20 protein-coding genes are annotated in these 24,459 nt (G+C 59.7%); 7 read left to right on the forward strand and 13 right to left on the reverse strand.

Annotated elements, in window-relative coordinates; all coding sequences use genetic code 11:
- Positions 1-103: 103 nt before the first annotated feature.
- Together cysD and cysN are read left to right on the forward strand one after the other, a co-directional pair.
- Entirely contained in the window at positions 104-1,015 is a 912-nt protein-coding gene (gene cysD / locus D580_RS0109105) for a sulfate adenylyltransferase subunit CysD (RefSeq protein ID WP_026289852.1), read from the forward strand.
- Positions 1,015-2,925, forward strand: coding sequence for a sulfate adenylyltransferase subunit CysN (cysN, locus tag D580_RS0109110; RefSeq protein ID WP_018954095.1), 1,911 nt, complete (start codon positions 1,015-1,017; stop codon positions 2,923-2,925). Before cysD ends, cysN begins: the two co-directional genes overlap by 1 nt.
- Positions 2,926-3,068: 143 nt before the next feature.
- Here the strand turns inward: cysN and D580_RS0109115 are convergent, their stop codons facing one another.
- The 6 genes from D580_RS0109115 to D580_RS16235 all read right to left on the reverse strand — a co-directional run bounded on the left by D580_RS0109115 (position 3,069) and on the right by D580_RS16235 (position 9,957).
- Positions 3,069-4,553 (reverse strand): ArnT family glycosyltransferase, encoded by a 1,485-nt coding sequence (locus tag D580_RS0109115; RefSeq protein WP_018954096.1) that lies wholly within the window; start codon positions 4,551-4,553, stop codon positions 3,069-3,071.
- Positions 4,550-5,647: a glycosyltransferase gene (locus D580_RS0109120; RefSeq protein ID WP_038043493.1), complete on the reverse strand. Its 1,098-nt coding sequence runs from the start codon at positions 5,645-5,647 to the stop codon at positions 4,550-4,552. The genes D580_RS0109115 and D580_RS0109120 overlap by 4 nt, the downstream gene beginning before the upstream one ends.
- 2 nt (positions 5,648-5,649) lie before the next feature.
- A complete protein-coding gene (locus D580_RS0109125; RefSeq protein ID WP_018954098.1) occupies positions 5,650-6,726 on the reverse strand; it encodes a glycosyltransferase family 9 protein in 1,077 nt (358 codons plus the stop codon).
- Between the two features lie 53 nt (positions 6,727-6,779).
- Entirely contained in the window at positions 6,780-7,550 is a 771-nt protein-coding gene (locus tag D580_RS16225; protein ID WP_196799732.1) for a glycosyltransferase family 9 protein, read from the reverse strand.
- 101 nt (positions 7,551-7,651) lie between these two features.
- Entirely contained in the window at positions 7,652-8,707 is a 1,056-nt protein-coding gene (locus D580_RS16230; protein WP_196799733.1) for a polysaccharide pyruvyl transferase family protein, read from the reverse strand.
- 146 nt (positions 8,708-8,853) lie between these two features.
- Positions 8,854-9,957: a glycosyltransferase gene (locus tag D580_RS16235; protein WP_081617267.1), complete on the reverse strand. Its 1,104-nt coding sequence runs from the start codon at positions 9,955-9,957 to the stop codon at positions 8,854-8,856.
- Positions 9,958-10,011: 54 nt separating this feature from the next.
- On the opposite strand from D580_RS16235, the gene D580_RS17080 reads away from it, so the two are divergent.
- From D580_RS17080 to D580_RS0109140, 3 genes are read left to right on the forward strand one after another with little or no spacing between them, the layout of a single operon-like run.
- Positions 10,012-11,139, forward strand: a complete 1,128-nt coding sequence (locus D580_RS17080; protein ID WP_081617268.1) for a glycosyltransferase — start codon at positions 10,012-10,014, stop codon at positions 11,137-11,139.
- The gene (locus D580_RS0109135; RefSeq protein ID WP_051081794.1) at positions 11,132-12,283 is read left to right on the forward strand and encodes a glycosyltransferase; all 1,152 of its coding nucleotides are present in this window, start codon (positions 11,132-11,134) and stop codon (positions 12,281-12,283) included. Before D580_RS17080 ends, D580_RS0109135 begins: the two co-directional genes overlap by 8 nt.
- 50 nt (positions 12,284-12,333) lie before the next feature.
- Complete coding sequence (locus D580_RS0109140) at positions 12,334-12,987, forward strand: sulfotransferase family 2 domain-containing protein (protein ID WP_018954101.1); 654 nt, start codon at positions 12,334-12,336, stop codon at positions 12,985-12,987.
- Between the two features lie 119 nt (positions 12,988-13,106).
- Here D580_RS0109140 and D580_RS0109145 read toward each other — a convergent pair whose 3' ends face one another.
- From D580_RS0109145 to glnE, 4 genes are all read right to left on the reverse strand, one after another.
- Positions 13,107-13,325: a zinc-finger domain-containing protein gene (locus tag D580_RS0109145; RefSeq protein WP_012637053.1), complete on the reverse strand. Its 219-nt coding sequence runs from the start codon at positions 13,323-13,325 to the stop codon at positions 13,107-13,109.
- A 50-nt stretch (positions 13,326-13,375) separates the two neighbouring features.
- A complete protein-coding gene (locus D580_RS0109150) occupies positions 13,376-13,753 on the reverse strand; it encodes a GxxExxY protein (RefSeq protein WP_018954102.1) in 378 nt (125 codons plus the stop codon).
- 49 nt (positions 13,754-13,802) lie between these two features.
- Positions 13,803-14,723: a branched-chain amino acid transaminase gene (locus D580_RS0109155; RefSeq protein ID WP_012637051.1), complete on the reverse strand. Its 921-nt coding sequence runs from the start codon at positions 14,721-14,723 to the stop codon at positions 13,803-13,805.
- 217 nt (positions 14,724-14,940) lie between these two features.
- Positions 14,941-17,853, reverse strand: a complete 2,913-nt coding sequence (glnE, locus tag D580_RS0109165) for a bifunctional [glutamate--ammonia ligase]-adenylyl-L-tyrosine phosphorylase/[glutamate--ammonia-ligase] adenylyltransferase (RefSeq protein ID WP_018954104.1) — start codon at positions 17,851-17,853, stop codon at positions 14,941-14,943.
- Between the two features lie 615 nt (positions 17,854-18,468).
- Between glnE and D580_RS0109170 the strand changes: the two genes are divergently transcribed.
- Positions 18,469-19,026: an RNA polymerase sigma factor gene (locus D580_RS0109170; protein WP_051081795.1), complete on the forward strand. Its 558-nt coding sequence runs from the start codon at positions 18,469-18,471 to the stop codon at positions 19,024-19,026.
- A complete protein-coding gene (locus D580_RS0109175; RefSeq protein ID WP_018954106.1) occupies positions 19,026-19,781 on the forward strand; it encodes a hypothetical protein in 756 nt (251 codons plus the stop codon). The genes D580_RS0109170 and D580_RS0109175 overlap by 1 nt, the downstream gene beginning before the upstream one ends.
- A 90-nt stretch (positions 19,782-19,871) precedes the next feature.
- Here D580_RS0109175 and D580_RS0109180 read toward each other — a convergent pair whose 3' ends face one another.
- From D580_RS0109180 to D580_RS0109190, 3 genes are read right to left on the reverse strand one after another with little or no spacing between them, the layout of a single operon-like run.
- On the reverse strand, positions 19,872-20,945 hold the full coding sequence (locus tag D580_RS0109180; protein ID WP_018954107.1) for a type IV pilus twitching motility protein PilT: 1,074 nt from the start codon (positions 20,943-20,945) through the stop codon (positions 19,872-19,874).
- A 6-nt stretch (positions 20,946-20,951) separates the two neighbouring features.
- Positions 20,952-22,046 carry a type IV pilus twitching motility protein PilT gene (locus tag D580_RS0109185; protein WP_018954108.1) on the reverse strand — a complete coding sequence of 365 codons (1,095 nt, stop codon included), beginning with the start codon at positions 22,044-22,046 and terminating at the stop codon, positions 20,952-20,954.
- Complete coding sequence (locus tag D580_RS0109190; RefSeq protein WP_018954109.1) at positions 22,046-24,454, reverse strand: HEAT repeat domain-containing protein; 2,409 nt, start codon at positions 24,452-24,454, stop codon at positions 22,046-22,048. Before D580_RS0109190 ends, D580_RS0109185 begins: the two co-directional genes overlap by 1 nt.
- Positions 24,455-24,459: the final 5 nt, after the last annotated feature.

The raw sequence follows: 24,459 nt of genomic DNA on the forward strand, positions 1-24,459 counted from the left end.
CATGCAGCCTTTGAGCTGGTGATGGATATCGACAAGTACAGGGCGCATCCATACCTGAACGCGTGATCGGAATCAGTACTTGGACCTGAGCAGGGATCATCCCATGACCGACTCCCAGTCTTTGACCCATCTCGAGCGCCTTGAGGCCGAGAGTATTCACATCATGCGGGAGGTGGTCGCAGAGACCGAGAATCCCGTCATGCTGTACTCCATCGGCAAGGACAGTGCGGTGATGCTGCACCTGGCCATGAAGGCCTTTTATCCCGCCAAGCCCCCATTCCCCCTGCTGCATGTGGATACCCGCTGGAAATTCCGGGAAATGTATGCGTTCCGCGACAGAATCGCCCAGGAATTGGGCATGGACCTGATCGTCTACACCAATCCGGAAGGGGTGGCCCAAGGCGTCAATCCCTTTACCCATGGTTCCGAGCTGCACACCCACATCATGAAGACTGAGGCACTGAAACAGGCGCTTAACAAGTATGGCTTCGATGCGGCCATCGCCGGTGCACGTCGTGATGAGGAAAAATCCCGTGCCAAGGAACGCATCTTCTCATTCCGCACTGCCCAGCATCGCTGGGACCCCAAGAACCAGCGCCCAGAGCTGTGGAAGCTCTACAACGCCCGCAAGCAGAAGGGGGAGTCCATCCGAGTATTCCCCTTGTCCAACTGGACCGAGCTGGATATCTGGCAATACATCTATTTGAAGAACATCCCCATTGTGCCCCTGTACTTTGCTGCCGAACGGCCCGTCGTTGAGCGGGACGGAGTTCTGATCATGGTGGATGACCACAGGATGCCGCTCCATGAGGGGGAGGCGCCCATGATGCGCAGGGTGCGTTTCCGCACGCTGGGTTGTTACCCGCTCACCGGCGCCATTGAATCCACCGCCGACACACTGCCGGCGATCATCCAGGAGATGCTGCTGGCTCGCACTTCCGAACGGAAGGGTCGGATCATTGATCAGGATGCAGCCGCCTCCATGGAGAAGAAGAAGCAGGAGGGGTATTTCTGATGAGCCACAGTCAGGAGCAGATGATCAGCACGGATATCGAGCAGACTCTCAAGCATCACGAGCACAAGAACCTGCTGCGCTTTATTACCTGCGGCAGTCTGAACGATGGCAAAAGCACGCTGATCGGTCGCCTGCTCTACGACTCCCAGATGCTCTTTATGGATCAGTTGGTCGCCCTCCAGAACGATTCCAGGAAATGGAGCACCCAGGAAGGCGACATCGACCTGGCCCTGCTGGTGGATAGCCTCGCTGCCGAGCGAGAGCAAGGGAACACCATCGATGTTGCCTACCGCTACTTCAGCACCGACAAGCGAAAGTTTATCTTGGCGGATACGCCCGGGCATGAGCAGTACACCCGAAACATGATCACCGGCGCATCCAGTGCAGATCTCGCCGTGATACTGATCGACGCGAGCCAGGGTGTCCTGACGCAGACCCGCCGTCACACCCACTTGGTGTCCCTGATCGGTATACGTCACGTGGTACTCGCCATTAACAAGATGGATCTGGTGGGCTATTCACATGAGGTCTTCGAGCGCATCGTTGAGGATTACCGGGAATTCGCAGACAAGTTGGCTATAGAGAATTGCGTCGCCATCCCGATCTCCGCCCTCAAGGGGGATAACATCGTTCGCCCGAGCAAGGCCATGGACTGGTACCACGGCAGCACGCTTATGGGGTATCTGGAGACCGTCGAGATAGACGATACACGGATGCAAAGGGCGCCCTTCCGTCTGCCGGTACAATGGGTCAACCATCCGAATCCTGATTTTCGCGGTTTCTCCGGTTACGTGGCCAGCGGCACGATTCGACCTGGAGACCGAATCCGTGTGCAGCCCTTAGGGAAGGAGAGCCGGGTTACGCGTATCGTCACTGACGAAGGCGATCTGAGCCACGCAGTCGCCGGTCAATCCATCACTCTGACCCTGGAAGATGAGATCGATATCTCGCGGGGATCGGTGATCTCGACCGTCGATGCACCTGCCGAGGTGGCAGACCAGTTCGAGGCCAGGATCGTCTGGATGCATGAGCAGCCACTGTATCCGGGACGCACCTATCTGATGAAGATCGGCACAAATACCATCAATGCGGTGATCACCGACATCAAGTATCAGATCAACGTCAACACACTTGAACATCTGGCGGCCGACAAGCTTGATCTGAACGGCATCGCCGTGTGCAACATCGGCCTGGATCGCTCAATCCCCTTCGATCCCTACGAACTGAATCGGGACGTGGGCGGATTCATCCTGATTGATCGTCTGAGCAATAACACCGTCGGCGCCGGCATGATCAATTACGCCTTGCGGCGCGCCCATAACATCCACCTGCAGCATCTGGACATTGACAAGGAGGCGCGGTCCGCCCAGAAGGGGCACAAGCCATGTGTTCTGTGGTTTACGGGCCTCTCCGGGTCTGGCAAATCCACCGTCGCCAACCTGGTGGAAAAGAAGCTCTTCAACCTGGGCGCCCACACCTACCTGCTTGACGGTGACAATGTACGCCATGGCCTGAACCGGGACCTGGGATTTACCACTGCCGATCGAGTCGAAAACATTCGTCGCGTGGCGGAGTTGAGTAAGCTGATGGTGGATGCAGGACTGATCGTACTGACCGCCTTTATCTCCCCCTTCCGCTCTGAGCGGCGCATGGCCCGTGAGCTGCTCCCTGAGGGGGAATTCATTGAGGTATTCATGGATACCCCGCTCGAAATCGCAGAGCAGCGTGATCCGAAAGGTCTGTATAAAAAAGCCCGCAGGGGTGATCTCAAGAACTTCACCGGCATCGATTCACCTTACGAGTCCCCGGAGGCTGCAGAAATCCGCATCGACACCAGCACCTTGAGCGCGGAAGAGGGTGCAGACCGGATCATCGGGTTGCTCAGGGAACGGGGTGTTTTGAATTCCTGATGGCCTGATGGGTGCGCTGCGCTTCACCCATCCTACGATTTCGAGGTGTTTCCGGATTGCAGGATGGGCAAAGCAAAGCGTGCCCATGGAGTATGTAAAATCAGTACATCCGGCGTTCCGTCATATTCCCCGCTCAGATTGATCTAACAGTGATCTTCCAGACGCGACACATTGGAGGATATGAGCATCACGCCCAGGGCTGCACCGCTTGCCTCATCATGCAGAACCTGGAAATCAACCCCTGAGATGTCAATCTGCAGTTCCCCCGCGAGCCAGTCGCGCAGGGACGCGGAAGGTTCGGCACTACGTTGCGCATCCCAGGCGACCAGCAGATCCTCGCCAGGACCGCAGCTTAACCCGGATCGGCTCACGCCTGGATATGCAGCACTGCTCTCTTGCATGCGGAAACGCAGATTGCCCGCGATGAAGGCACGATCGGCCACGATCAGGCCTTGATGAAACCCGGCACGTCGAATCTCCTCCGCCATTGTTTCAAAGGGATAACTGTAGCGGTGCTGCCCTTCCAGGGCGGGCCACTCGTGGACACGCCCGGTCATGATCAAAAGGACCAGCCCAGGGACGGCCAGGCAGATGGCCACGAAGGCGCGAACACGCGCGGGCGACAGGGCAGCCGCTGGCAATCCGGAAAAGATGTACAGCGGAAAGAGCAGGAACAGGGGCAGCATCCAGCGGTCCTTGAAGTGAGCAACCCCCAGAAACAGGACCATGCCAACCAGAAACACGGTCACGGCGATCAGGTAGCGGCGCAGCGGAAACTCACCCGAAACACTTGGGTTGCCACGGCCCGCCAGCGCAGACATGAAATCTCGGCGAAACACAGCCAGCAACACGACCCACAAGGGTGTCAGGAAGGCGATCACTGCGATGGTCAGGCTGGTCAGCCCTGACAAAGGCCAAAGGCCACCACCGAAATCCATCTTCTCCATGGAGCGTGTTCCAAGCTCTCCCGTGCCAAAAAACCAGAACACATGGGGCGCCAGCACCAGCGCGGCGACACCTGCGCTGAGCAGAATCCGTGGCGTTAAAAGCAGGGCACGCCCCCGGGGCAGACTCAGCAGGACGGACAGGACCGCACTGGCAAACAGGGCATAGTTGTACTTTGACAAAATGCCCAGGCCGAGCAGCAGACCCAGCAGCAGGTAGTGCGCCAAGGTCGGACGTTCAAGCCAGCGCAACAGCACATAGACACTCGCTGAAGTGACGGTAGTTACCATGACGGAGTGCGTCAGGTCGCGCTGGGATTCCCAGGCCACCTGCGGAATGAGCAGCAGGGAGAGTGTCGCCAGCACCGCAAGCCGGGGATCCGGCATGAGCCTGCGCGCCGAAAGATACACAAACACATAGGTCAGCAACAGCAGCGCGTTCTTGACGACACTCAACGCCAGAAGGTTCACGCCCAGCACCTGGAAGGCGAGCTTCTGAACCCAGGCGTACAGAGGTGGCTGCCCCGAGTACCCGGCCAACCACCACTGGGTCACCACCAGCATCTCCGCCTCATCCAGGTCCAATACTGGCGAGCCGGTGACACGTATGATCACCTGCAGCGTGAAGTAGAAAAGCAGGCCGGGGATCAGCCAGCGCTCCCAGGCCGACCCTTGTGCACTCACAGCAAGCCCGTCCCGGATGCGATCAGCTCCCTGTAGACGCTCAGGTTGCCCTCCACCATGGCGTCGATGGAGAAGCGCTCACGCACCAGAGCGCGGCCCGCCTCCCCCATTTGCCGCGCACGTTCCGGATCCTTGAGCAGGCCGATCACCGCCTGCGCAAGCGCCGCCGGATCGGCGGGCGGCACCAGCACGCCATTCGCCTCCCGAATAATCTCCGGCAGCCCGCCGGCACGGGTACCCACCAGGGGAACGCCGGCGGCGGCGGCCTGCAGCAACGAGACCCCGAGCCCCTCCATATCCGCCGGGTGCACGACCAGGTCCAGGCAGGGCAGGATGCGCGACAGGTCGTCGCGAAAACCGGCCAGTTGCACACGCCCCTCCAGGCCCATGTCGCGAATCTGGTTGTGCAGTTCATCTTTCAGAGGACCCTGGCCGAACATCAGGATGCGGGTGTCCGGGCAGGCGGTGAGGATCGCCGGTGCGGCGGTGAGCAGATGCCGATGACCCTTGCGCACGATCAGCTGGGCGATGACGCCTATGGTGCGTTCACCGGGCGCCAAGGCAAATGCGCTGCGGAACCAGTCCCGATCGCAGGCCTGATCGTACGCGGCCACGTCCACCGCACTCGGCACGCAGACGAGCTTCTCGGGGGACACTCCCTCGGACAGCAGCACCTGACGGATGGCCTCGGAGATGGTGATGACCCGTGCGAACAACCGGTACTTGAGGCGCGCCCAGAGGGCGGGCTCGGGATTATCCACGCGTCTGGACAGCACTGCCGGCACCCCGGCGCGCATCGCCGCTATCCCACCCAGGATGTCTGCACCGCGCCGGCTGTGGAGGTGCACCAGGTCCGGGGATTCTGCACGGATGACCCGGCTCAAGCGGCCCGAGAAGCCCATGTCGAGGTCCCCCGACATGGGCAACTCGTGTACTGCTTCACAGTAGGGGCGGGCGGCCTCGGCAATGGCTGCGCCCACGGGGCAAACCAGGACATTGGCCACGCCCCGCGCCGCCAGCCCCTCCAGCAGGTAACGCACCTGCAGAGCGCCTCCGTACAGGTGGCGACCGGTCTCCACGTGCAGGACACGCAGTCTCACGCCATCGACTCCGCTCGTGACAGCAACCTCTCAACCTGTCCCATGACCTCGTCCACCGAGATCCCCGTCAGACAATCGAAACGCCCCCCGCAGGTGGGATTCCGCCGGCAGGGACTGCAGGGCAGTTCGTGGTAGATCACCACCGTATTGTCTCGACCAGTCTCCAGGTAGGGGCAGGTGGAACCGAACAGGGCGATGGTGGGCACATTGAACGCGGGGCCCATGTGGGTCAACCCTGTATCCACCCCGATCAGGAGCCGGGCGTGGGAGATAATTGCCGCCGCTCCGGTCAGGGACGTCTCCCCTACCCGGTTGTCCACAGCCTCACCTGCGGCTGCGGCGATGCGCGCCGCCGCCTCCCTGTCACCGGGGCCGCCGAGCAGCACCAGCCTTGCACCCAGCCGCTCGTACAGTTGCCGCGCCAAGTCTGCCCAGTAGGCCTCAACCCAGTGCTTCTGGGGGCGGGTTGTGAAAGGGCAGCCGACCACATAACCTGCGGGACCATGGGACTGCGCAATCTCGGCTGCTGCGGCCTCATCTGCGGTCGAAACCCCCACGTGCATGAAGAAGTCATCAGCCTGGAGCCCGAGTTCCTGTGCCAGATGCAGGTACTCGGAACCGATGCGTCGTGGATCCCCGCCCTTGCGATCTACCACCCGGGTCATGAGCAACCCACTGCCCTCACGGGAGCCCAGCCCCACCCGCTCCCGGGCGCCCGAGAGCCAGGCCCAGATGCCGCTCTTGAACAGGCCCTGTAGGTCGAGCGCCAGATCGTAACGCTCGGCGCGAAGCTCTACCAAAAAGTCGCGAATTTCGCGAATCAGTCGCCACCAGCGCAGCGTTCGGAACAGCTTCTTCCAATTGCCCTTGGGCCAGACAACAATGCGATCAATCTCATCGTTGTCGATCAGCAGTGGCATCGCCTGTGGCTCTACCAACCAGGTGATGTGCACGTTCGGCCATGTACATCGGATCGCTTTTAGCAAAGGCGAGGCCATCACGACGTCACCGATGGCCGAAAGGCGGATAATTAAAACAGTAGAACCTTTGACACTCCCATTAAAATCAAACATTTTACGTTTAAAACAAATAAATAATGCACGTCAAAAGGACAATCACGCATAGCTTACACGCCATCGACATGTAGCCATCCCTTCATACGAAGTGCATCAAACACAACGCTGGGCGTAATTGGCTCCATACATTCCATTGATTCGCACGGCGGCAACATCCTATTCGAATCAAAGCATGGTGAGCATGGAGACCGATGATAAAAAGTCAATTGATCCTTATATGCAGAGATTTCCGGCAGGATAAAACCCCCATATATTATTGCAGCACGTACACCAACAGCCTCTGACAAGTGCATTAATCCGCCCTCAAGCCCTATGAACAGTCGAGCATGCTTCAACACTGCCGCAGTCTCGCGTATATCAAGCCCGCGTCTATCTATAACGCCACTCAAGAGTGGATCGGCTTGATTGCCTACCTGGACAATAGCAAAGGCCTTGAGTAATTCACACAATTGCTGAAATCGCTCCACACCCCATTCTTTTCGATTCGCCGTCAAACCCATTTTCCCAATCGGGCATACGACAATATAGCTACTTGGCAATCCAAGACGGACAGAATCGAGTTCATCATTCGACAAAAATACCTCTGGTCTTCGCGTCTCAATGCCCCCTATAGACTGCCCCAGCTGTTTGTAGATTGACTCCTTAGTAGATGGAGTAACGCGGTAGCGCGGCTTCAAATGCTTGCCAGTTGTCACAATATGCAGATCTGTAACCCAGTCTATATTCGGGTTGCCGATAAACAATGCCGGCCATGGAGTCTCAACGATGATTTTGTGCAGCGGATATTTGGCTCGGATACCCGGCAGGAGCATCGACAACATGATATTGTCACCCAAGCCGCGTGAAAAACGACGCAGTATGATCGTTTTTGGCCGTATTATATAATAAGCCAATCTAACATAATTAAGCGCCTTTATGAGCATCAAGACAGCATTCCTAGCTGCGCCCTAATATCATTAGAAACTGAAAGCATAAATGAATCGAATATTCGCGCATACCTTGCCTTTACTTCATAAAACTCTTCAAATACTTCTATGCTCCCAGATGCGACCCTCCTAATCCGCTCATCAAGCTTATATCTTAGGTTGCTATCGGTAGAACTTACATTCCAGTCGCTCATTCCAAACATCTGCGAAAAGCCTAATCCCCTAGCATCAAGATTGATGTTGATAAATGGCTTACCAAGACCTGCCGCGAGTATTGATGCATGTAGCCTAGACCCAACAACCATAGTTACTTCCCGATAGAAATCCACAACCTCATCTACATAGTTAGAAAAAAACACCCTATCTTCCGGGAATTCACACTGAGCTGTAAATACATCTCTGTCATCATGGCACACAATCACCGGACACAATCCCAATGATTTAACTGTTTCACGCATATTCTTAACCAGCCCGATCAACCACCTGTACAGAGCAGGGTCCCCTTGATTTGCCAAAGGAAATGGAAATGTTAGCGCTACCACACCTCCACCATGGACATGGAATTTCTCATCGCACAAGTAGAGCGCAGGACACCCTGTTACAACCGCATCATGATATCCGATGTCAATGAGAAACTTCTCAGTCAAATGATCTCGAACAGCACACATCCTCGCATGATTATGCGTTGCGAGTATGTCGCTGTAATACGAGGGCTTCTGTATGTTCGGCTTGTCCTCCTGCAACTTCGAGGAAATCCCCATTCCAATTAAATACAGTGGCGACTGAAGCGCCTTAATCTCATTTCGATCAATGCGCAAAGCCCAGTTATTATAAAGATCCGACCCCCCCACAACGACCGCATCTGCATACTCATTGCTGAGATCAATGTTTTCACCCTTTAGTCTTATGGGCTTACCCCACCCACGATTTGCCGCAGCAGCTTTAGGCAAAAACAAAACATCCGAAAGATGCTGCCTCAAGTGTTTGCGTATTGAGCGAATAACAAAATGATCACCCGCATTGTAAGTATGCGGGCAGTAGTGATGGATCACTGTCGTGCCCCGAACCCGGGCGCTTTTGCTCCGCACAACTGGATTTATCTTCTTACGCCTGAAATATGAAAACATATAAGCCAGACCGTTATAATATTTGTCTTTTCTATAGCCTATAAATGCGCAGCAAACTCAATATGTAGTTCTTAGTTATTATTATCACAAACCATATTTATCATTTTGCAATAGGATTTTGCCGCATTCTCTTGTGTATACTCATTCACTGAGCTTATGAGCTCCTCAACAGATGCGTGATTATCCAAAGTAGCCGCAATGGCGCGCGCCATTTCATATGGCGATCTTACGGGGACGATTCTACCCCACCGACCATTCTTTAGAATCTCGCGCACGCCACCTGGACAATCAGTCGCCACCACAGGCGTCCCAAGCGCCAGCGCCTCTGTCAACGCGTTTGGGGAGCCTTCCCTTACAGATGAAAGCACATATAAATCTGCCGATTTTATGTAAGGGTATGGATTATCAACAAATCCTGCAAAATCCACATCCTCTCCCACTCCCATGGTCATCGAAAGGGATTTCAGTTCATCCTTCAGATGCCCCTCACCAAGAATGATCAACTTCAGTGCTCTCTGCTGACGAACTATAGAGAACGCTTCCAATAGAGTGGGGAAATCTTTGACTCGATGCAAATTGCCGATCCCGATGATGACTGGAACCGACTTATCCTTTATCCACTCATGCTCAATCACACCATCGGCCTGACTAAGCATGCGTTTATTGATAACCGGATTTCTTATTAAGTATATCTCATCGGCAGAAATACCAGTTACTGCCGAGACATCCTTCCTGACCGCCTCTGCATTTACCACAAGCGCATCCGCATCCCTGTAAACGCGTGCTATTGCCCGCCGCCTATACCACCGAATTAAAGGTAGTTCACTATCCAGTTTTGATAAAATAGTCGTCCCAGGACGCATTATTATTTTAGCATTACTTGCCACACGTTTCCGCGCTGAAAGGACCAGCTTTAAATCCTTGTCCTTAGCAACGATGATGCAGTCTGGCGCTTCTCGTCTCAAATAGGCACAAACGTAATCAAATCTTTCACGCCTACCCAAGGGCAGACCACAAAAAACCACGCGCGCATCCAAATGATCTAGATAGGGACCGTCTTCTGGTGCAATATAATCTACCGATAATCCCAACCCAGCCAACCCAGACGCCGTGTTGACCATCATCCTCTCCACACCACCACGGCCATATTTTGCTATTAGAAATGCAATATGCATATTTAATTCGCATCACATTAAGTAGCCATTACGCCAATATAATTAAATTCACACATGACGAAACCACATAATTCATCTCCGACCCTCGCCGTTTTCCTCGCAACATCCGGTCACAGCGGTGTCGATCGGATCATGAATAACCTCTTACCAGCTGTCGTTAGGCTAGGTATACATGTCGACCTACTTAAAATCGGAGGTCATGGGCCATATATCCAAGACACGCCCAACGGGTTCCGCATCGTACCGTTAAATTGTCGCCATGTTAGTACTGCATTGCCTTCCCTTGTTCGCTACTTGAGAAACGAGCAACCTGTAGCACTTCTATCAGATAAGGATCGCGTCAATAGAACAGCGATTCTAGCTCGCTGGCTTGCAAGAAGTAACTCACGCCATTATGTTCGCATCGGCACTACAGTCTCTGCGAACCTAGCGAATCGCACAAAACTAGAACGCTGGAAACAGACCCAATCTATACGTTACCTCTATAGTCATTCAGACGGCATCCTTGTCCCTTCTAAAGGCGTAGCTGATGATCTACACCGTCTCATGCGAAGCAATCATCCACCCATCAAAGTAGTTCCCAGCCCTGTAGTCAGAGGAGACTTGATTGCGCTTTCAACAGCCTCGCCGATTGATCCATGGTTGGATAAAATTTCTCCCCCCCTAATTCTCGCAGCAGGAGAACTGTCTGCACGAAAAGACCACGCCACATTGATCCGTGCTTTTTCTGTAGCCAGAGCAGAGCGCCCGATGAAACTCGCAATCATCGGTGAAGGACGTGAACGAACTCGACTACAAGCTCTAGCACATGAACTTGGTATCTCTTCGGATGTTTATCTACCCGGATTTGTGACTAACCCCTACCCATGGATAGCGCGAGCCGACGTTTTTGCACACAGCTCCCGCTGGGAGGGTCTGGCTGTGGTATTGGTGGAAGCATTGGCCCTCGGTACGCCTGTTGTCGCGACTGATTGCCCGAGCGGAACCCGAGAGCTTCTTGATGATGGCAGACTCGGAAGACTCGTGCCCGTTGGAGATGCCAATGCGATGGCGCGCGCTATATTAGACACGCTGATAACCCCCATTGACCGGCAAAGTCTACAGTATGCCACTCAGCCATACCATGTGATGCGTAGCGCCCGAGCATATTTACATGCCATGGGGCTGACCCCCAATGTCTAAACGTTCAGTTCACATTGAACAACCACCTGATCTAGCGGTACTGATCTCACTCTCCGGCGAGGGCGGTGTCGAGCGCATGGTGCTCAACCTGGTTCGGGAACTGGCGCGGCTCGGGCTCGTCATCGACCTGGTACTGATCCGCGAGGAAAGCGGCCACCTGGCGGATCTGCCACCCGGCGTCAATATTGTGCGCCTGGGCACCCGTCACAGCGCCCTCAGCGTGAAACCACTCGCTCGCTACCTCGCATCACGCCGCCCGCCGGTCCTGCTGGCCGCCAAGGACCGGGCCGGAAGGGCCGCGCTGACTGCACGTAAGAAGTCGGGCGTTGAAACACGCATCTTCATCCGCCTGGGCACCACCCTCTCCGAGGCGCTGGAGGGCCGCTCCCTGCTGCGCAAGTGGCTGCGCTATCGACCCATGCGCCGTCTCTACCCCCTCGCCGACGGCATCATTGCCGTGTCCCAGGGCGTAGCCGACGATGTGAAGGCCATCACGGGTGTAGATGACAAGCGGATGCATGTGATCCGCAACCCGGTGATCACCCCCGGCCTGGAGGCACGTGCCGCAGAGCCGGCACCCCACCCCTGGCTGACGGACGGTGGCGATCCGATCGTCATGGGCATGGGCCGGCTTACCCGGCAGAAGGACTTTCCCACTCTCATGCGTGCCTTCGCCCGATTGCGCGAGCGCACGCCTGCGCGGCTTGTGATCCTGGGGGAGGGCAGCGACCGTGACAGCCTGTCCGCATTGGCGCGTGAACTTGGCATCCACGATGCATTGCTCATGCCAGGCTTTCAGCCCAACCCCTATGCCTGGCTATCCCGGTCACGGCTGTACGTGCTTTCCTCACTCTGGGAGGGATCGCCCAACGCCCTCACGGAAGCCATGGCGCTCGGTATACCGGTGGTCTCCACCGACTGCCGCAGCGGTCCCAGGGAAGTGCTCGATGGTGGACGCTTTGGGGCCCTGGTGCCCACCGGTGACCCAGCCGCACTGGCGGAAGCCATGGCTTGCACCCTGTCCACTCCCCTGCCCAGGGAGACCCTGATGGCTGCGGTGCAGGAATACCGGGCTGACACAAGCGCACTGCGATACCTGCAGGTGATGGGGCTGGCACCGACTGAGGTACGCGGGGCGCCTTAGGCCGCGACCTAATCGTTTAGAATGTACCCGCACGGCCAATCGGAACCCCCATGCTCCTGTCTCCCAAACACAACTTCCTGTTCGTCCACATTGCCAAGACCGGCGGAACCAGCGTGCGCGCGGCGCTTTCACGCTATCGCTATCGCGGCATTTACGGCTTGCCGATGTTCATCGCCAACAAGCTGGATCAGATGACCGGGCATCGCATCGGCACCAAGTTTCCACGCCATGCCAAAGCGATTGCGGCAAAGGAAATGCTGCCGGCGGAGTTCTACGAGGGACTGTTCAAGTTCGTATTTGTACGCAACCCCTGGGATCTGCAGGTCAGTTCCTTCTTCCATATCCGCCGGGAACGTCCCGAAGTGCTGGAGGGTGTGGAAAATTTCGAGCAGTTCGTGCGGCTCAAGTTCGACCCAGAGCGCCCGTGGAACTACATGCTGGATACGTCGAGGGAACTGCAGAGCGACTACGTGGTGGATCTGCACGGCAATCTGATCGTGGACTTCATCGGCCACTACGAGAGCCTGCAGGAAGACTTCGACACCGTATGCGAACGCATCGGCGTGCCCCGCGTCGCGCTGCCCCACAAGCGCAAGGCCGAAGGTCGGGACGATTTCCGCCGCTACTACACCGACGAAACCGCGGAGATCGTGGCTGTCCACTACCGACCGGATATAGAGACCTTCGGCTACCGGTTCGGCTGAATGGGTGGGCAGGGGCGGCGACCCCGCCGCGAATTGGCCAGGGGCAGGTTGCCACACCTTGTCGGCCCGGAGTCGGGCCTCCTACTGCGAACTTCGACAGCGCAGAATTGACGCCTTTTTCAGGCCTTCAGCACGTATTCTGTACCGCAGTAAGGACAGATCATGCGCCCGTCCTTGGCATCCTCGATGGGGATGAATACGCGGGGGTGCGAGGCCCACAGGGCCGTGCCGGGCTGGGGGCAGTGCAGGGGCAGATCGGCCCGGGTCACCTCAACGCGGGTCTGGGCGTTGGCGGGCTGGTACTGGTTCTGGTGTTCGGCGGTGTGGGGGTTGGGCATTATTATTAACTCCAGAAGAACATCTGACAGGATTTACATGATTAACAGGATTATTGCTTTGGCAGCCTGTACTTTCTACGCACCTCAACACTTCGCCCGAAATTGATCAGCAGTCCCAAGTCCATGCGTGTTGTAGCAAGATAGTTCACCAGCTGAACTTGATGCTGGCGGCTCAGGCTTTCGACAGCCTTGAGTTCACAAACGACTTTCTTTTCCACGAGCAAGTCTATGCAATACGTCCCGACCACGTGATCCCTATACCAAACATCGGTGATCACCTGCGTTTCGGCCGATATCCCACGAGCACTCAGCTCGACAAGCAACGCCCTCTCATAGACCTTTTCCAGAAATCCGAATCCCAGTTCATTGTGAACCTGGTAGGCCGACGCAATGATCGACCTCGTCAGTGGATCGTCTATGGCTTCCATGCCTATTCATCCTGTTGATCATGTAAATCCTGTCAAATTTCTCTTTGCATCAGACAAACGTCAGCCACTGGTCGTGGCGGCCGGTGCGGCCGTGGACCACGTCGAAGTAGAGGGTCTGCAGCTTTTCGGTGATGGGGCCGCGGCCGCCGTTGCCGATGGGGCGGCGGTCCAGTTCGCGGATGGGGGTCACCTCGGCGGCGGTGCCGGTGAAGAAGGCCTCGTCGGCAACGTAGACCTCGTCACGGGTGATGCGCTTCTCGCGAATCTCCAGGCCCTCTTCGGCGGCCAGGGCGAAGATGGTCTTGCGGGTGATGCCGTCCAGGGCGGAGGTGAGTTCGGGGGTGTAGATCACGCCGTCCTGGATCATGAAGAAGTTCTCGCCGCTTCCCTCGGAGACGTAACCCTCGGTATCCAGCAGCAGGGCCTCGTCGTAGCCGCAGGAGAGCGCCTCCTGCAGGGCCAGCATGGAGTTCATGTAGTTGCCGTTGGCCTTGGCCTTGCACATGGTGATGTTCACGTGGTGCCGGTTGAACGAGGAGGTCTTCACCCGGATGCCCCGCTCCATGTTCTCGGCGCCCAGGTAGGCGCCCCATTCCCAGGCGGCGACGATGGCGTGCACTTCCAGGTTGTCGGCGCGCAGGCCCATGCCCTCGGAGCCATAGAAGCACATGGGCCGCATGTAGGCGCTCTTGAGGTGGTTCTCGCGAACGGCGGCCTTCTGGGCCTCGTTGAGCTGGTCCTGGCTGTAGGGGATCTTCATGCCCAGGATGCGCGCGGAGCGGAACAGGCGCCGGGTGTGGTCTTCCAGGCGGAAGATGGCGGTGCCCCGGTCGGTCTGGTAGGCGCGTACGCCCTCGAACACGCCCATGCCATAGTGCAGGGTGTGGGTCAGCACGTGGGTGGTGGCATCGCGCCAGGGCACCATCTTGCCGTCGTACCAGATCAGACCGTCGCGGTCGGCCATGGACATGGGGGTTACCTCGGTTGTCTCGTGTCTTTAAAGTCGAATGGACAGGATGAACAGGATTTTTCAGGACTGTAAGAAAACAAAGGAATCGACAGGATTTACATGATTAACATGATTTTTTGAAATGCCTTAATCGTGTTAATCATGTAAATCCTGTCAAAAATTGTTCTTTCTTTTTCCTGCCAATCCAGAACAATCCTGTAAATCCTGTCCATTGCATTCAAGCCTTGCCTTCCTCCATCACCCGGCGCCAGAGGGCGCGCACGGTCTCGCGCTGCTCGGCGAACTCGGCCGCGTCCACCACCGCGTCCGACTCCTGCAAGGTCAGCCGGTGGATGCGGTTGCGGAATTCACGGTAGGTGTCGGTCAGGAAGCGGGCATCCTCTTCCGGCAGCACGCCGGTGACCACGAGGCGCTCCAGGATGCGGATGTTGTCCGGGTAATCCAGCAGCGGCGGGTGGTCGCAGGCGTACGCCAAAACCCAGTATTGGACCATAAATTCGATGTCGGCGATACCACCCGGATCCCGCTTGAGGTTGAACCGGGACGGGTCCCGGGAGGCGTGTTCGGACCACATCTTCTCGCGCATCTCGCGCACTTCCTGGCGCAATTTCTCCCGGTCGCGGCAGATGCCGAGCACACGGCGGCGGATCTCGGCGAAGCCCTCGGCGATGCGCGCATCCCCGGCCACCGGCCGGGCGCGCACCAGGGCCTGGTGCTCCCAGGTCCAGGCCTTGGTCTCCTGGTAGAGCTCGAAGGCCTTGAGGCTGCTAACCAGCAGGCCCGAGGCGCCGCTCGGACGCAGCCGGGTGTCCACCTCGTAGAGCCGGCCGGCGCCGGTATAGGTGCCGAGCACGTGCACGATGCGCTGGCCCAGGCGGGCGAAGAACTCGCTGTTGTCCAGGGCCTTGTCGCCGTCGGTCATCTGCTGCTCGCCGGCGCTGTCGTGCAGGAACACGATGTCCAGGTCCGAGCCATAACCCAGCTCCAGGCCGCCCAGCTTGCCGTAGCCGATGATGGCAAAACCCGGCTCGTAGGGCTGCCCGTCGATCAGGCAGCGGGGGCGGCCATAGCGGGCATGCAGCTGGGCCATGACCAGGGCCAGCACCCGTTCCAGCACCACCTCGGCGATCCAGGTGAGGTGGTCACTCACCTTCATGAGCGGCAGCACGCCCATGATGTCGGCGGCGGCCACCTTGAGCATCTGCACCTGCTGGAACTGGCGCAGGCGGTCCATCATCTGCTCCATGTCGTCTTCCGGCACCTGGGACAGCTCCTCGTCCAGCTCCGCCGAGAGACCCTCCCGATCCATGGGGGCGTAGAGGCTGCGCGGGTCCAGCAGCTCGTCCAGCAGCAGGGGGTGGCGGGTGAGCAGCTGGGCGATCCAGGGGCTTGCGTCGCAGAGCTTCACCAGCTGGGAGAGGGCCATGGGGCTTTCCACCAGCAGGGACAGGTACACCGAACGACGGGCGATGCTGCGCACCAGGGTCACCAGCCGGGACAGGACGGTGTCCGGGTCCTCGGCACCGGCGGCGGCACCCAGCAGCAGGGGCATGAGCTGGTCCAGACGCTCGCGGCCCGTGGCGGTCAGGGAGCGGCAGGCGGCGCCCTCGCGCAGGTCCTCGATCAACTCCAGGGCCTTGGGCGCGTCCCGGAAACCCGCCTCCGCCAGTACCGCCTGGGCCCGCTCGCCGGAGCGGTCGCCGGCCCAGATGGAGGCCAGCACGGCCTGCCCCGGACCTTCGGCCCCGGCCGCCTCCTCCGCCTCGCCCTGGGGTGCGGCGAATACCTGCTGGAAGTGCTCCTGGACCCGGCGCCGGTGACGGGCCAGGTCCCGCGAGAAACCCTCCCAGTCGTCATGGCCCATGGAAAAGGCCAGGCGCAGGCGCGCCTCGTCGCTTTCGGGCAGGCGATGGGTCTGCTGGTCCTGGGCCATCTGCAGGTGGTTTTCCGTGCGACGCAGGAATTCGTAGGCGGTGATGAGCTGTTCCACCACGTAGCCGGGCATCAGCTCCATCTCCGCCAGGCGACGCAGCACCGGGCGGATGCCGCGCAGCTGCAGGCGGGGGTCACGGCCGGCGCGGATCAGCTGGAAGGCCTGGCCGATGAACTCCACCTCCCGGATGCCCCCCTCGCCCAGCTTCACGTCATCGCCGCGGCTGCGGCGCGCCGCCTCCCGGTTGATCATGGCCTTCATGTCGCGCAGGGCGGCAAAGGCGCCGTAGTCCAGGTAGCGGCGGAACACGAATGGCCGCAGGGCGCGCATCAGCTCCCGGCCCGCCTCCCGGTCGCCGGCCACCACCCGGGCCTTGATCAGGGCGTAGCGCTCCCATTCCCGGCCATGGCTTTCGTAGTAGCCCTCCAGGGCGTCGAAATCCATGACCAGGGGGCCGGAGTCGCCGAAGGGCCGCAGCCGCATGTCCACCCGGAACACGAAGCCCTCGGCGGTGTTCTCGTCCAGCAGGCGGATCAGGCGCTGGCCCAGACGGATGAAAAACTGCTGGTTGTCCAGGGGCTTCTCGCCGTCGGTCTCGCCCCGGGCCGCATAGGTGAAGATGAGATCCACGTCGGAGGAGAAGTTGAGTTCCCGGCCGCCCAGCTTGCCCATGCCGAGCACCACCAGGCGCTGGGGCCGGCCCTCGGCGTCCCGGGGCTCCCCGTGGCGCTGCACCAGCTGGTCATGGACCCAGGCGGCGGCCTGGTCGATGCAGTGCTCGGCGAGATCCGTGAGATCACCCAGGGTCTCGTCCAGGCTCGCCTCACCGCTCAGGTCGCGCCAGGCGATGCGCATCATCTCCCGCTGGCGCAACAGGCGCAGGTCGCGCATGAGGGCGGCCTCGTCCTGCGCCGCCTGGACCACCGCGCTCACCCGGGCCGCCATCTCCCCGGACTCCAGGGGGCGGGCCAGGGTCCCGTCCTGGATCAGTTCCAGGAGCAGATTCGGCCGGCGTATGGCGATCCGCGCCGCGAACTCGCTGCCCGCCCAGACCCGTACCAGCGCCTCGGGCCAGTGGTCCAGGGCGATGCCGTCGCGGGCACAGGCAGACTCGAAATCATCCAGCAGACGGATCAGATCCGGGCGCAGGGCTTCGGGGAGGACGTCCAGGGAGGGGCGGGGCGGAAGGCTGTTCATGGGGGCAGATTACGGGCCACCCCGCAACCCCGCAAGTGAGCAAAAAAACCCCGGCCCGAAGGCCGGGGCAATCTCAGAGGGGATACACCCGCAAAACACCATTCGGACAGGTACGGATCTGCTATGGAACCGCACCTGGCCTGGAGCCCCGGCGCATTGCGCCGTGCCCCGCTTGCAGCGACCGGCGATTCCCTGACCGGGCGCATGCCCGGGATACGGCCACCACGATTTGCCGCATCCCGACACCGGCGTGTCACCGCCGATGTTCTTGCCGGATTGGGCGATCACCCGAAGGCACCTGCCATGGAATCCGGCGTAAACTGTGTTCTTCTCTGGGGGTACAACACCCCCGGAAGAAAGGTTCGGGCTTCCCTGCCTCGCTTGTTAGCGACCTGTAAGATGGGTCCCGGAGAGGATTTATTCCGGATTCACGAGAAATTGATGTAAAAAAACTCTTTCAGGGCGAAACCGGGTGACTCACCCGTCACGATGGAATAAATTTTTGACTCGAACCATCTTTGGGAACATGCAGCCGTGCGCCCGCCATTCGGGGATTCACCCGGGCAGGTGTCCAATTATTCCAACCACAACACGGCTGCCCATCAGGAGGGATACATGAGCTGGATCCATTTATTCGGGGGAGGATCCCGTGCCTGGCAGCAGCGGCTCAAGGAGAGTCGCGTCCGGTTGTACCGGCTGGCGCTGTCCTGGTGCGGTGATGAGATGCTGGCCGACGACCTTGCCCAGGAGACCCTGGCCAGGGCGTTGCGCAAACACCAACAACTGCGGGACCCGGAGCGGGTCGACGCCTGGCTGTTCGCCATCCTGCACAACTGCTGGCGCGAACACCTGCGACGCCTCAAGCCCCAGGTCCCCCTGGACGATATTCAGTTCGTCTGTGATCGCTGCCCGGAGTACGAGCACACACAGGACGAGATCGTGTTCCAGGTGCGTCAGGCGGTGGCCGCCCTGCCCATGGGGCAGCGGGAAGTGGTCACCCTGGTGGATCTGGAGGGACTGAGCTACGCGGAAGTGGCCCAGGTCCTGGAAATACCCCTGGGCACGGTGATGAGCCGTCTGAGCCGCGCAAGGCGGGCCCTGAGAGAGACCCTGGAGTCCGTGCAATCGCCCGCCGGGAACCAGGAAGCGCCGAAACTCTGGAGAGTCAAGTGATGGACAAATCACACATCGGTGGCGACGAACACACCCTGAACGCTCTGGTGGACGGGGAACTGGACAGCGCCGCACGCCGGGAGATCCTGCGCCGTCTGCGCGAGGACGAGGAACTGCGCGGCGTCGCCTGCAGCCTGCGCCACGTGAAGACCCTGGTGCACCACGGCTATGCCAGCGCGGAGCCGCCGCGCCGACGCCGGGAACACCCCATACGCCGGGCGATGCGTTTCCCCTCCATGGCCGCCGCGGCCGTGCTGCTGGGCATCGGCTTCGCTGCCGGTCTGCTGATTTCCGACGGCATCGAGCGCCACAAGCCCGAGGCCTACGTGGCCCACATCCAGGGTCCCGAGCCCGCCGCCGTGGTCAACGGCGTGCGCATCGAGCCGCGCCAGATCCAGGCCAACAAGTTCGTGCTGCACATCAGCCAGGGCGGCGAGCACCGCTTCGCCGATGTCATGGATCGCGCCGAGCAACTGCTGGCCGTCTACCCGGGCCCGGGCCTGGAGATCGAGGTGGTGGCCAACTCCGAGGGACTTGGCCTGTTCCGCGAGGAGACCTCCACCCAGGTGGAGCGCATCCGTCTGCTCACTGAGCGCCACGAGAACGTCCACTTCATCGCCTGCCAGAACACCATGGAAGTCCTGCAGCGCCAGGGCGTGCGCACCCGCCTGATCACCGGCACCAAGACCACCCAGTCCGCCGTTGATCACATCATCGACCGGCTCCAGGACGGCTGGGTCTACGTGCGCACGTAGCCGTTCAAGCTCTCGAAAGGCGATACACACGAAAAGACCGGCCTTGGCCGGTCTTTTCGTTGACTGACTCCACGGGCATCGCCCCGTCTCTCAGTGCCGCTTCGTCCCCTCGTGGCGCACGGCCTCGAACTCTGCCTTGCTGATGGCCTTCTCGTAGGCCTCCCGCCCGGTGATGGTGCCCGCATCCAGCAGCCGGCGCAGGGCAGAGTCCATGGTCTGCATGCCCACCAGGGCACCGCTCTGCATGGTGCTCTCCAGCTGCTCGGTACGCCCCTCGCGGATGAGATTCGAGACCGCCGGAGTGTTCACCAGGATCTCGATGGCTGCCACGCGGCCCTTGCCGTCGGCACGCCGCGCCAGCTGCTGGGAGATCACGCCGCGCAGGGAGGTGGAGAGCATGGTGCGGATCTGACCCTGCTTCTGGGCCGGGAAGGTATTGATGATGCGATCCACGGTGGAAGCGGCGCCGCTGGTGTGCAGGGTACCCAGCACCAGGATACCGGTCTCCGCGGCGGTCACCGCCAGGCTGATGGTCTCCAGATCACGCATCTCACCCACCAGAATGACATCCGGATCTTCGCGCAGGGCGGAACGCAGGGCAGTCGAGAAACTGGGGGTGTGCAGGCCCACTTGGCGCTGGCTGATCAGCGAACGTTTGCGTTCATGAATGAACTCGATCGGATCCTCGATGGTGATGATGTGGCCCTTGCGACGAGCATTGATGTCGTCAACGATGGCCGCAAGCGTGGTGGTTTTACCTGAGCCGGTCTTGCCGGTCACAAGGACCAGACCGTGTCGCTGCATGCTCAGACTGGAGACAACTGGCGGCAGCCCCAGCTCATCCAGGCTCAGAGAACGCGAAGGGATACCGCGAAATACCGCGCCGATGCCATTGATCTGGCGCAGCATGTTGACCCGGAATCGCGACAACCCCTGGATTTCGTAAGCAAAATCGGCGCCATCGTCCCGCTCGAATGCCAGCCGAGAATGGTCCGGAAGGATTTCTGCCAGGGCATCCGAGACCGCCTCGGCGCTCATGGGCGCCTCCTCGATGGGCTTGAGCTCCCCATAGACACGCACCCTGGGAGGGTCTCCAGACATCATGTGCAGATCGGAGCCATCCATTTCGACCATGCGGGTCAGCAGAGAGTCGATGCGTTTCATGTCGACTTATCCGCCCGCCAGATTAATCTTGGGGAGCAGCGAGGCATCGGTGACAAAGCGCTGGAAGGCCTTCTTGTCATTAGCGTGCAGATAGGCATCATCGGGATCGATGAGCTTCTTCTCCAGAGCCTCCATCAGCGCCTGATCCAGCAGTTGCATACCCCGCTCACGCCCGGTCTGCATCTGGGAAGGGATCTGGTGCACCTTGTCGGTCATGATCATCTTGGCGATGGCCCGGGTGACCACCAGGCATTCCACCACGGCATGGCGTCCACGTCCGTCTGCTTTCTTGACCAGGTTCTGGGTAAGTACGCCATGAAGGTTCTGGGACAGAAAGGTCTTACCCTGCTCGCGCAACTCGATGGGAATGGCATCCAGGATACGGTCGATGGTCTTGACCGCAGAGGTGGTATGCAGGGTACCAAGCACCAGATGACCGGTCTCGGCGGCGATCATTGCCATGGTGATGGACTCCGCGTCACGCAACTCACCCACCAGGATTACGTCCGGGTCCTCGCGCAGTGCCGCGCGCAGACCATCCGCATAGCTCTGCACGTGGGTACCCACCTCCCGCTGTATCACCTGGGCTTTCTTGCTGTGGTGCACGAACTCGATCGGATCTTCCAGGCTCAGGATGTTGACCGCCCGGCGGCTGTTGATGTGATCGATGATCGCCGCCAGCGTAGTGGACTTGCCGGTACCCGTTGAGCCGGTGACCAGTACCATGCCCTGGTGATGCTCAATGAGCTCGTGAACCACCGGCGGCAGACCCAGTTCGTCCAGCTGGGGGACACTGGCGGGCACGTGACGGAAGGTCGCACCCACACCTGTTGCCTTGCGAAACAGGTTGACACGGAACCGGCCCACCTCGTCCGCTACGTAGGAGAAGTCCAGATCCTCGCCCTCTCGAAAACGCTTACGCTGGGTCGGCGTGAGGATCTCCAGCACGTAGGCCTCCAGTTCACGCTCACCCAGGTCGCGGAACTTGATGGGCATCAGATCCCCATTCATGCGCAGCATCGGCGGCACACCCACCGCGAGATGCAAGTCCGAACAACCCTGCTCGCGGCCCAGCTTGAGAAATGCGTTGATGCGTGCCATCAGTCGATGAATCCCGCCAGGGCGCGGCGGACCTCCTCCATGTTCTGGTACCGGTCTTCCGGGGACAAGGCCATCATCTTTGTCACCACGGCGCCCAGCGTCCTGGGCACGCCCGGGTTGACCTCGCTCACCGGACGGGCCTTGCCCTGTACATGCTGGTACATCACGGCCATCTGGTCCTCGCCGGTGTAGGGGAGGGTACCGGTAAGCATCTCATACATCATGATGCCCAAAGCGTAGATATCGGACCGGGCATCAACTGGCTTGCCCAGCACCTGCTCCGGTGACATGTACTTGGGCGTACCGATGAGGATGCCAGTGCGGGTCAGCTGCTGATCGCCAGCGGCGCGGGCGGCTGCCACGCCAAAGTCCACGATCTTCAGCACACCACGGTTGTTGATCAGCACGTTACCCGGCTTGAGATCGCGATGCACCACACCGGTTTCATGGGCCGCGGCCATGCCCTTGGCGATGTCGTGTGTGTAGCGCAGGGCGGTCTCGATCGGTAGCGGTTCGCGGGCCTCCAGGGACACAGCCAGAGTACTGGAGGGGAAGTACTCCATGGAGATAGCCAACAGTCCCTGAATGTTGAGGAAGTCATATATGCGAATGACGTTCTCGTGGGTGATCTTGCGCGACAGGCGCATCTCCTGCACGAAGCGCTTGATCATGTCCTCATCGGAGGCCATCTGGGGATGCAGCACCTTGAGGATCAATGACTCGGAGATCACTTCGTCCTCGACCAGCAGGACTGTACCGAATGCACCGCGCCCAACACGGCGCACGTAGCGGTAGCGATCTCCGATCATCTCCCCCGGCTGAAGGCGATTGATGTCGAGGTTTGCCAGTGACTGAGGCGCCGAGGCTGGCGGGCGGGCCGGCTCGTCCGGGTTCTGAAGCATGGACATCGCCAGGGTGTCATCGGCATGAGCCGGCGTTGGCTTGGATACCATGCGAGTCAGGGAAGCTGCAGCGGAGAATTTGTCCTGCAAGCGGTCGCGCACCTCCAGTGCCGACTCGCGCACCTCGGAGGTGGCCTTTTCAGTGTACTTGATGATCACCTCGCAGATCCCGGCAGCATTATCGGAACCGGCCAGCTCGCCCAGGGTATGCAGGGCCTCCAGCTGGATCTCGGGCACGGGGCGTTTGAGCTGCTCCAGCACAGCATGGATCACCCTCTCGTCGCCCAGCTTGGCGAGCGCCCGCAGCACGACCGGCGCCGCTTTCTCGTCGCGCTTGAGCATGCGCACCAGTGCCGGCGTGGCGGCCTTGTTGCCGATATTGGCCAGGGCATCCACGGCACGTTCACGCACCCACCAGTCGGAATCCTCCAGGGCATCTATAAGATGACTGATAGCCTGTTCGTCCCGTGTGGAATTGAGGATCTCGATGGCGGAGCGGCGGATGAATTCATCATCGTCCTTGATCAGTTCCACCACAGCCTTGACCACCCTGGGCCCACCAATCTTGGCCAAAGCGTCAGCGGAGCGTGCGCGCACCCACCAGTCCGCGTCCTTGACCGACTCCAGCAGTTCCTTGATGGCGGCTGCGCTGCCGATCTTGTTGAGCACCTCCACGGCTGCCCGGCGGGCATGCTCCGCCTCGTCATGGAGCACCGCAGACAGGTACTTCATGGTGTCCGGATCGTTGCGCTTGATAATAGTTTCTATGGCCTGCTCCTGGACCTTGATGTCCCGGTCACGCAGCAGGTTGCAGAGCTTTTCCAGATCGAGCCGGGCGTCATGGGTCGAGAGGACTTCTAAGGCCGCCTGGCGCACCCCTTTGTCCGGATCCTCAAGCAGGTGCTGCAGGGTCTCCACCACTTCCGGGGTCTGGAACCGCCCCAGAATACGCACGATCTGCATGCGCACCACCGGATCCTTGCCCGAGACCCGGTTGAGCAACTCTGGTACCAACGACGGGTCAGCCACTTCGGTGACCAGCTTCATCAGGGCGTTGCGGTCGGTGGGCTCCAAGGTATAGGCGTAGCGCAACAGCGCACCGGCATCCAGACGCTTGCGATGGGCAGAGAGCACCTGGATCAACGCACTCTTGGGGATACGGGGGTCGCCGAAGGCCGACATGAGACGGTTGGGATCAAAGCCGGTACCGCGACACAGGACGTCCGTGACCCGCGATACGGACTGGGAGTTGCCGTCCGCCAGGGCCTCGGAGAACACCGGCAGGCTGGCGTTATCCAGCAGCCTGACCAGAAGCTCGGAGATGCGCGGCACCTCATCGCGAGCCGCGTGGCCAAGCGCATGGATGAGCTTATTCACACCCGTGTCGCCCAGGCCCCGCAGCTTGGAAACCAGTTGCTTGCGATCCTCGGCAGTACCCACCCGCTCGCGGGGGTCCAGCAGGCGCGCGATGATGCGCTCGGCCTTGAAGTCCCGCAGCAGGCTCATGCCGC

The organism is Thioalkalivibrio sulfidiphilus, from assembly GCF_000377945.1.
Taxonomy (GTDB): domain Bacteria; phylum Pseudomonadota; class Gammaproteobacteria; order Ectothiorhodospirales; family Ectothiorhodospiraceae; genus Thioalkalivibrio_A; species Thioalkalivibrio_A sulfidiphilus_A.